This is a genomic window from Pedobacter sp. 01T416_2 (assembly GCF_056398925.1).
Map to the genome: position 1 here is coordinate 1 of NZ_JBFTQI010000514.1, position 8,911 is coordinate 8,911.

General features: G+C 42.0%; 8 protein-coding genes and 4 tRNA genes. 9 read left to right on the forward strand and 3 right to left on the reverse strand.

Annotation, left to right across the window (positions count from 1 at the left end):
- Positions 1–48: 48 nt before the first annotated feature.
- The 3 genes from der to era all read right to left on the reverse strand — a co-directional run bounded on the left by der (position 49) and on the right by era (position 2,924).
- A complete protein-coding gene (gene der, locus AC1DPQ_RS19250; protein WP_057931453.1) occupies positions 49–1,350 on the reverse strand; it encodes a ribosome biogenesis GTPase Der in 1,302 nt (433 codons plus the stop codon).
- A 154-nt stretch (positions 1,351–1,504) separates the two neighbouring features.
- Positions 1,505–2,011 carry a TlpA family protein disulfide reductase gene (locus tag AC1DPQ_RS19255; protein WP_477582719.1) on the reverse strand — a complete coding sequence of 169 codons (507 nt, stop codon included), beginning with the start codon at positions 2,009–2,011 and terminating at the stop codon, positions 1,505–1,507.
- Positions 2,012–2,027: 16 nt separating this feature from the next.
- Positions 2,028–2,924 (reverse strand): GTPase Era, encoded by an 897-nt coding sequence (era, locus tag AC1DPQ_RS19260; RefSeq protein WP_477582717.1) that lies wholly within the window; start codon positions 2,922–2,924, stop codon positions 2,028–2,030.
- 114 nt (positions 2,925–3,038) lie between these two features.
- On the opposite strand from era, the gene AC1DPQ_RS19265 reads away from it, so the two are divergent.
- The 9 genes from AC1DPQ_RS19265 (at position 3,039) to mobC (ending at position 8,909) form a co-directional block, all read left to right on the forward strand.
- A tRNA-Met gene (locus AC1DPQ_RS19265) sits at positions 3,039–3,114 on the forward strand.
- 27 nt (positions 3,115–3,141) lie between these two features.
- Positions 3,142–3,213 (forward strand) — tRNA-Glu (locus tag AC1DPQ_RS19270).
- Positions 3,214–3,303: 90 nt separating this feature from the next.
- Positions 3,304–3,376: transfer RNA gene (locus AC1DPQ_RS19275), tRNA-Met, on the forward strand.
- Between the two features lie 32 nt (positions 3,377–3,408).
- Positions 3,409–3,480: transfer RNA gene (locus AC1DPQ_RS19280), tRNA-Glu, on the forward strand.
- A 115-nt stretch (positions 3,481–3,595) separates the two neighbouring features.
- Positions 3,596–3,967: an ISAon1 family transposase N-terminal region protein gene (locus AC1DPQ_RS19285; RefSeq protein ID WP_477610571.1), complete on the forward strand. Its 372-nt coding sequence runs from the start codon at positions 3,596–3,598 to the stop codon at positions 3,965–3,967.
- A gap of 28 nt (positions 3,968–3,995) precedes the next feature.
- Entirely contained in the window at positions 3,996–4,931 is a 936-nt protein-coding gene (locus tag AC1DPQ_RS19290; RefSeq protein ID WP_477586076.1) for an ISAon1 family transposase, read from the forward strand.
- Positions 4,932–5,178: 247 nt separating this feature from the next.
- Complete coding sequence (locus AC1DPQ_RS19295) at positions 5,179–5,616, forward strand: plasmid mobilization protein (RefSeq protein WP_477585541.1); 438 nt, start codon at positions 5,179–5,181, stop codon at positions 5,614–5,616.
- Positions 5,571–6,818, forward strand: coding sequence for a relaxase/mobilization nuclease domain-containing protein (locus AC1DPQ_RS19300; RefSeq protein WP_477585542.1), 1,248 nt, complete (start codon positions 5,571–5,573; stop codon positions 6,816–6,818). Before AC1DPQ_RS19295 ends, AC1DPQ_RS19300 begins: the two co-directional genes overlap by 46 nt.
- Before the next feature lie 3 nt (positions 6,819–6,821).
- Positions 6,822–8,909, forward strand: coding sequence for a conjugal transfer protein MobC (gene mobC / locus AC1DPQ_RS19305; protein WP_477610572.1), 2,088 nt, complete (start codon positions 6,822–6,824; stop codon positions 8,907–8,909).
- The last annotated feature ends 2 nt before the right edge of the window (positions 8,910–8,911 follow it).

Here is an 8,911-nt window from a genome sequence, read left to right on the forward strand (position 1 = left end):
AGGCATATTGGCCCTACGCCTTCCACCTTTAAATCTTCAACCTCAAACCTATTTCTGTCTGAAATAAATCTGGATCGGTGCACCAGAAAAATCGAAGTTTTCTCTTAATTTATTCTCGATGAAACGTTTATACGGATCTTTAATGTACTGTGGCAAGTTGCAGAAAAAGGCAAACATTGGCGAAGTAGCATTAATTTGCGTGATGTATTTAATCTTAATGTGTTTTCCTTTTAATGCCGGTGGTGGGAATTTCTCGATCAGTGGCAACATCACATCATTCAATTTAGATGTAGGGATTTTCTTGCTACGGTTTTTATAAACTTCTAAAGCCGCTTCAATTGCTTTGAAGATACGTTGCTTGTTCAATACCGAAGTAAATACAATTGGGACATCGGTAAACGGGCGGATACGCTCATGAATCTGCTCTTCGAAAGCTTTCATCGTTTGTGTATTTTTTTCGATCAAATCCCATTTGTTTACCAAAATTACGATCCCTTTTTTGTTCTTCTCGGCCAGGTGGAAGATATTGATATCCTGACTTTCGATTCCTTCTACTGCATCGATCATTAATACCACAACATCAGCTTCTTCCAAAGCTTTAATGGTACGCATTACCGAATAAAACTCTAAGTTTTCTTTAACCTTGGTTTTTTTACGCAATCCGGCAGTATCGATCAGCATAAATTCATGACCGAACTGGTTATAATGAATTTTGATCGAATCGCGGGTTGTACCTGCATTGGCGGTAACAATATTACGCTCTTTACCAATTAATGCATTAACCAGAGAAGATTTACCCACATTCGGACGACCTGCAATGGTAATCTTAGGCAATTGATTTTCTTCTTCCGGAATATCTTCGAAATTTTTAACAATCTCATCCAACAACTCTCCGGTTCCAGAACCCGTCATTGATGATAATGCATATACTTCGCCTAATCCGAAACCATAAAAAGTATGGATTTCGTTATATAAAGCGGTATTGTCTACTTTATTTGCACAAACATAAACAGGTTTATTACTTCTGCGCAGTACCTGGGCAATATCATCATCTAAATCGGTGATGCCTGTGGTTACATCCACCATAAAGATTAATACACTGGCTTCTTCGATGGCGATCATTACCTGTTCGCGGATGGCGGCTTCATAAACATCTTCTGAGTTGGCTACATAACCACCAGTATCGATTACTGTAAACTGTCTGTCTGTCCACTCACCCACTCCATAGTGCCTATCGCGGGTTACCCCGCTGATATCATCTACAATCGCCTTACGGCTTTCGGTTAATCTATTAAAAAGGGTGCTCTTGCCTACGTTTGGCCTGCCTACGATGGCTATAATATTACTCATGGTGTTCTTTTGATAGTTAATGGCTTATAGTTAATGGTCGTGATGTTTAGGCAAGCTGCTCAAACTATTTGGCTATCAGCCATTGACTATCAACTACTAACCGATTTATTTCGGGCTGCAAAGGTAAGGTTAATTTTCGTAACCTCCATTAATATTAATTTTTATACTTTTCTAAAAGTCCTTTTATTACCTCTTCTGTTAATTGATTTCCTTGTAATAAAGGGAAGCCCTCCCACCTAACAATTCCTTTCGGATCGATAAGAATAGCATGTGGAATACCTTTAACCTGAAGTGAGTCTTTTACTGTCCCCTTAGTGTCTACGGCTTCAAAATAGTTGATTTTAGGATTATTAAAAGCTTCTACTTTTTCTGCTGCTTCATCAGAAACACCAATAATTACAATTTTATCGGCATATTTCTTTTGAATATCGTTTAATGTAGGGATGTATGCCCTGCATGGTCCGCACCAGGTTGCCCAAAAATCGATCAGTACAAACTTCCCTTTGGTATCGGGCTGTTTTGAAATCCATTTTTCAACAACCAGGTCTGGCGCTTTTTCGTTCAGGATAGATTTTGCCCACAATTTTTTACCATTGTTTGATTCCTGGGCAAAAACTGCTGTACCGATCAGCAATAAGAGAAACGTTAAATTTATCTTCATATCCTAAAAATCGAAATTAATTATCGTAACCGAAGCTTTTTAAATAATTCTTTTTACTTCGCCAATCGGGAATTACCTTCACAAACATCTCCAGGAAAACCTTGTTGTCTAAAAATTTCTCAATCTCTAAACGTGCTTCGGTACCTACCTTCTTCAACATGCTTCCACCTGTACCGATTAGAATGTTCTTTTGCGAATCGCGTTCGACCACAATTTCTGCAGTAATCCTGATCAATGCACCTTTACCGTTTTTCATTTCCTCTTCTTTAAAACTCTTCACAATTACCTCGGTACTGTAAGGAATTTCTTTCTGATAATTAAGGAAGATTTTTTCGCGGATAATCTCCGAAACAAAGAAACGTTCTGAGCGATCGGTCAAATCTTCTTTGTCGTAATATGGTGGATGTTCTGGCAACATTTCGAGCACGCGGTCCAATAATCCGTCGACATTGTGTTTATGCAAAGCCGAAATTGCATAAATAGCAACCGGATTTAACTTCTCCTGCCAGTAGGCAATCTTCTCATCAACCTGTTCTTGTAATGCTTTATCGATTTTATTGATGAGGACAATTGTAGGGATATTACGGTTCAGAATTTTCTCCATAACGTCTCCCTCATCGTGCTCTTCGTTGATGTCGGTTACGAATAAAAGTACGTCGGCATCGGTCAAAGATCCGTTAACAAAGCTCATCATACTCTCTTGTAAACTGTATTTTGGCTTAATTATACCGGGAGTATCAGAGAAAACGATCTGATATTCTTCTTCATTTACGATACCTAAAATGCGGTGTCTTGTGGTTTGTGCCTTAGGAGTTATAATGCTAAGTCGCTCGCCTACAAGCACATTCATGAGGGTAGATTTACCTACATTTGGTTTACCTATTATACTAACAAAACCTGCTTTATGCGCCATTAAAATATTTTTTAAAAAAAATTTGCAGCACAAAGAAACGAATTATATCTTTGCATTCCAATTCGGAAACAGAGTTAAGGATTTAATTCAAAGAAAAAAACGAGTTGTATAGAGTGCGGGGTGGAGCAGTTGGTAGCTCGTCGGGCTCATAACCCGAAGGTCGCACGTTCGAGTCGTGTCCCCGCTACCAAAGAGTTGAAAGACACTCTAATTTAATGGCCCGTTCGTCTAGGGGTGAGGACGCCAGATTTTCATTCTGGAAACAGGGGTTCGATTCCCCTACGGGCTACGAAACCGCTACAAAAGCTGAGCGGTTTTTTTTATCAGTTTCAACACTGCAAAATTGAAGGTTGGTATTTCCCTTAAAAATACATGAGAGTGCGGGGTGGAGCAGTTGGTAGCTCGTCGGGCTCATAACCCGAAGGTCGCACGTTCGAGTCGTGTCCCCGCTACCGAAGAGTTGAAAGACACTCTAATATTTAATGGCCCGTTCGTCTAGGGGTGAGGACGCCAGATTTTCATTCTGGAAACAGGGGTTCGATTCCCCTACGGGCTACTGAAAAGCATCAATCTAATTAAGATTGGTGCTTTTTTTATGCTCCAGGGAAAGCAATCCGCACAATCTTCGGATCAATACCAAAAGTTGTGGAGGACGGTAAAAACAAATAGCTTTGCATTTTACTATTTCACTTTATATGACTTCCCCTGCAGCCTCTTTACTTAAATTGTTCTTACCAGATTTTATACTAGCAAACTTTACTATTACCGGTGTCATCCATATCCACTTAGAGGAAATTAATAACCTACAGTCAGAACTTGAGTTTATAAAAGTGCATTCAAAAGGCTTCTTTCCAGAGATTACCGTTCAGGATTTTCCAATACGCGGCCACAAAGTTTTTTATCATATCAAGCGTCGCCGATGGATCAATACCCAAAGTAATGAGTTGATTTACCGTAATTGGACTTTAATAGAAAAAGGAACGCGAATGACAGGGGAATTCGCGGCTTTTTTAAAAGAAATCAATCAATACCCAGCCGAATGATATCCATACAATTAGTAAGTTCTACGGTGTGGACGGAAGAAAGCTACTCCGACATTACCGTGATTATCTAAGCGAATTTAAGTCCTGGGATCAAAAGAGCCACGCAGATAAATGGCTTCTGTATCCGGAGAACCTCGGTAGGCATCTATCCATTGATGAAACCAGCCTATCCCATGGCGAACTTTACACCATCCTCACCAACAAAGCAGCCAAGGGTAAAAAAGGGTCAATTGTGGCTATTGTTGCGGGCACCAAAGCTGAAGCAGTTATTTCAGTACTTCACAAAATACCAGAAAAAGAGCGCAGAAAAGTTTCTGAAATCACACTGGATATGGCTGGAAACATGGAACTCATTGCTAAAAAATGTTTTCCTAAGGCCATAAGGGTCACCGATCGTTTCCATGTTCAGAAACTAGCTACAGAAGCTGTACAGGAAATCAGGATCAAGCATCGCTGGGATGCAATTGATAGGGAAAACGATGCAATTGAAATCGCTAGAAAAACCAATAAAGTATTTCGGGCTGAAGTATTTAGTAATGGCGATACCCTGAAACAGCTTCTGGCAAGGAGCAGATATGTACTGTATAAAAAAGCTTTTGACTGGACGACAAGTCAAAAAGAGCGGGCGGATTTGCTATTTGAAAGATATCCGGACCTCAAGGTAGCTTATTCCTTGAGTATGGAGCTCAGCCATATATTTGATAAGACGACCGAAAAAGTATTTGGCCTGGCAAAATTAGCTAAATGGCATGAAAAGGTAAGGCAGTCCACCTTTAAAGCTTTTAATACCATTGCCAGGTCGATTCAGAATCACTATCCGACTATTCTAAATTATTTTGATAACAGATCGACCAATGCTTCTGCCGAATCATTCAATGCAAAGATTAAAGCGTTTAGATCCCAATTTCGTGGCGTGAAATGCGTAAAGTTTTTCCTATACAGGCTAACTCAATTGTATGCTTAAAAATGACTACTCCACAACTTTTGGTATTGATCCGGATCAGGCAAGCGCTCAGGACCTGTTTGCCTTTCTTTCATCTCAGATCCCAAACTCAGGAAGAACAATAGCTAATCAATAAATACGTGTCGTTAAGGTGCTTTTTGGCAAACGCGGGTTCGCAGCAAGATGGATTTTTGTGGGACAAAAATATCTTGCCATCCTAACGGCTGGAGGCTTACTCGGAACTCGTAAGCCTTAAAGCGACAATAAAATGCCAAGACCCAAGATCAAAAAAGAGGAAGAAAAACTCAAACATTACATCCGCATCAGGGTAGACGAACAGACCCTCAAGAGGCTAAATAAAATGCAAAAAAGTAGTGACTGCAAGGGGCTTTCACAACTGGCTCGAAAGATACTAATGCAGGAGCCCGTACAGATTTTTCACAGGGATATTTCCATGAACGGGCCGATGGAAGAACTGGCCATGATCAGAAAAGAAATCAGGTACATTGGCATCAACATCAACCAGCAGACCTACCATTTTCACACCAGCCAGAGCAAAGCTGCAAGGATGTTTTATGTGGAGCGGACAAAAGAATTATATGAAAAGATCGAAATCAAAATTGAACGCTTACTGGAGATCACCGATAAACTAGCGCATAAGTGGTTGCAAAAATCGTCAGCGGAAAAAACATCAGGGGGATCCTGATCTATAACGAGAATAAGGTCGAAAAGGGAGAAGCGATACTTTTTATGGCCAGTGCTTTTGCTGGGGATATCGATAAACTTAAGCTGGTGCAAAAAGCAGAGCGTTTTAACAAACGCACGATGCTGAACCCATCGGTCAAAACCAATGCGCTGCACATTACATTGAATTTCCACCCATCGGACCAATTGGACAGCGAAAAGCTACAGCGCATTGTTTCAGAGTACATGGAGCAGATCGGTTTTGGCGAACAACCCTTTCTGGTGTACCTGCATGAGGATACCCACCATCCGCATGTACATATCGGCACAACCAATATCAGACCAGATGGCAGCAGGATCGACATCCACGGCATCGGTTATAGACGCTCGGAACAGGCAAGGAAGTCCATTGAGCAGAAATATAACCTGAAGGTTGCTGGGGGCAGGTCGCTGGATAACTCCCCAAAGATAAAACCAGCGGTTTATGGGGAAGGCCCAACGAAAAAGACCATCAGTAATATCGTTACCGCGGTGATGAAGCAGTATAGGTACAGCTCTTTTCCTGAGTTCAATGCGGCATTAAAGGCTTTTAATATTACCGCGGATAGGGGAGCGGAAGATTCGGTGATGTACCAGAAACGCGGTCTGATTTATTCTATTCTGGATGATAATGGAAATAAAATTGGCATTCCGTTAAAGGCGAGTGCAATGTATGCTCGACCAACCTTTGATAATATTGAAAAGCGCTTTGATAAAAACACAAGAGACCGGAAAATTTTTAGAGAAGCGTTAAAGGATAAGATCGATTGGCTATTTGACGGTTACCAGTCCATCACGAAAACAGGTTTTGAGTTGGCTTTAAAAGAGATTGGAGTGACCGCTGATTTTAGAAGAAATCAGCAGGGAAGGATTTATGGGGTCACTTTTATTGACCATGGCACAAAATCGGTATTCAACGGCAGTGACCTTGGAAAGGTCTATAGTGCGGCTTCACTCCTAAGGGCTTTCGGAGATCGTGACATTCCGGTAGCACAGCTCGGTAAAACCTGGAGGAAAATGCCACGCAAACATTTTATTTATAACGATAGCACTGAAAAAAGTCATTTAGAAATGCCTCAAAAGACAGGTTACCTCGATATGGTACTATCCAGATCCGACCAGGGCTTTATGCAGCCGACAGTTAAAAAGAAAAAACGCAGGAAAAAACTACAGCAACATTTATAATTGATGAATACAGGGGAAGATACGCAGGGGCTGCGCAAGATACTGGACATGACCAGGCTGATCAGTTTGGTGATCCTAACTATGCATATTTACATTTATGGTTACCAAGCTTTCAGGGAATGGAACTTAAGCACAATGATCACAGATCGCCTGTTTTTCAATTTTGCAAAACTGGAGATGTTCCGGCATCCGCTGTTGACCAAGGCTGTGGTACTGCTTTTTTTGGGTATCTCACTAATCGGGGCCAAAGGCAAAAAATCAGAGGAGCTGAAGTTAAAGCCCATCCTTTTACAGATTGCTATTGGGTTAATGGTTTATTTTTCAAGTGGGATCTGTTTCCTGTTCCATTTTCCACCGGATGTTTTTGTCTGTCTTTATATGGCGTTTCTTGGTGCAGGATACCTTTTGCTTTTGAAAGGCGGTACTGAACTTTCGAGGTTGATCAAAGACAGGATGCAAAAGGACATATTCAATAGCGAGAACGAAACTTTTCCGCAGGAGGAAAGGCTGCTTGAAAACGAATATTCTTTTAACCTGCCGACAAAATACCACCTAAAGGGAGAGGTGAGGGATGGCTGGATCAACTGTGTGAACCCTTTTCGAAGCATTTTAGTATCGGGCTCTGGTGGTGCGGGTAAAACCTATTTTGTGATCCGCCATATTATTGATCAGCAGATCAAAAAGGGTTTCTGCCTATTTTTATATGATTTTAAGTTCGATGACCTGACCAAGATGGCCTATAATAAGCTGCTGAAGTACCAGCAGAATTATAAGGTCGTCCCTTCATTTTACATCATCAATTTTGAGGATTTAAACCGTACGCATAGGTGTAATCCCTTGGATCCGCAGGCTATGGAGGACATTACCGATGCGACCGAGGCCAGCCGTACGATCATGATGGGCCTGAACCGGGACTGGTTGAAAAAACAAGGGGACTTTTTTGTGGAATCACCGATCAATTTTTTAACGGCTATTATCTGGTATTTACGCAAATACGAAAATGGGAAGTATTGCACTTTGCCCCATGTGATCGAGCTGATGCAGGCGGATTATGATCCGCTGTTTGCGGTATTGCAGCAGCAGGAGGAGATCAAGGTGCTGATCAATCCTTTTATCTCGGCGCTTCAGAACAATGCCCAGGCGCAGCTGGAGGGACAGATTGCCTCGGCCAAGATCGGTCTGGCAAGGTTGGCATCGCCACAGCTGTATTACGTGCTGACAGGAAACGATTTTACGCTGGATATCAATAATCCCGACGAGCCCAAGATTGTATGCATGGGCAACAATCCGCAGAAGATCGATACTTATGGGGCGGTGCTTTCACTGTATGTGAACAGGATGCTGAAACAGATCAATAAAAAAGGGAAAAGCAAATGCAGCCTGATCTTCGATGAATATCCTACGCTGGTGGCCAATCTGATCACCACGATTTCGACGGGCAGGTCGAACCTGATTTCCTGTACGCTGGGCATCCAGAGCATTGAGCRGGTGAAAAAGGAGTATGGTGCGGAACAGGCGGAGATCATCTTGGGGATCTGTGCCAATATCATCAGTGGCCAGGTTTCAGGTGACAGTGCGAAGAAATTCGCGGAGACTTTTGGGAAGATTATGCAGGATCGGCAGAGCATGAGCATCAACAGTTCGGATACTTCTATTTCTAAATCGACACAGATGGATTATGCGGTTCCGGCATCGAAGATTGCGACTTTTTCATCGGGAGAGTTTGCGGGGATTGTGGCTGATAGTCCAAACGAGAAGATCAAACTGAAGATGTTTCATGGGGAGATCCAGAATGATCATGAGGCTATTGCTAGGGAGGAGGCAGGTTATGTGCCGATACCTGTAGTGGCTAATGTTACAGGAATTGATGTGGAGGAGAATTATAAGAGGGTTAAAAAAGAGGTGGCGGGTATTGTCCGCCAGGAACTGAAAAAGATAGGAGAATCGAGCAGGGGAATTTTGCCTCAAGGGGACCAACCTGCGAAGGTGGGAAAAGGGCAGCGTGAGAGAAAGGTAAAGGGGGATAGGCCTGCGGTGAAGTGTAATGGGAGAGATGTTAAAGACGAACCAATTAAGGCTGTTTCGATGTAAAG

Bases quoted from the DNA above. Each gene is read 5' to 3' on its own strand.
- AC1DPQ_RS19255 (WP_477582719.1), bottom strand. From the start codon at position 2,011: ATGAAGATAAATTTAACGTTTCTCTTATTGCTGATCGGTACAGCAGTT.
- der (WP_057931453.1), bottom strand. From the start codon at position 1,350: ATGAGTAATATTATAGCCATCGTAGGCAGGCCAAACGTAGGCAAGAGC.
- era (WP_477582717.1), bottom strand. From the start codon at position 2,924: ATGGCGCATAAAGCAGGTTTTGTTAGTATAATAGGTAAACCAAATGTA.
- AC1DPQ_RS19295 (WP_477585541.1), top strand. From the start codon at position 5,179: ATGCCAAGACCCAAGATCAAAAAAGAGGAAGAAAAACTCAAACATTAC.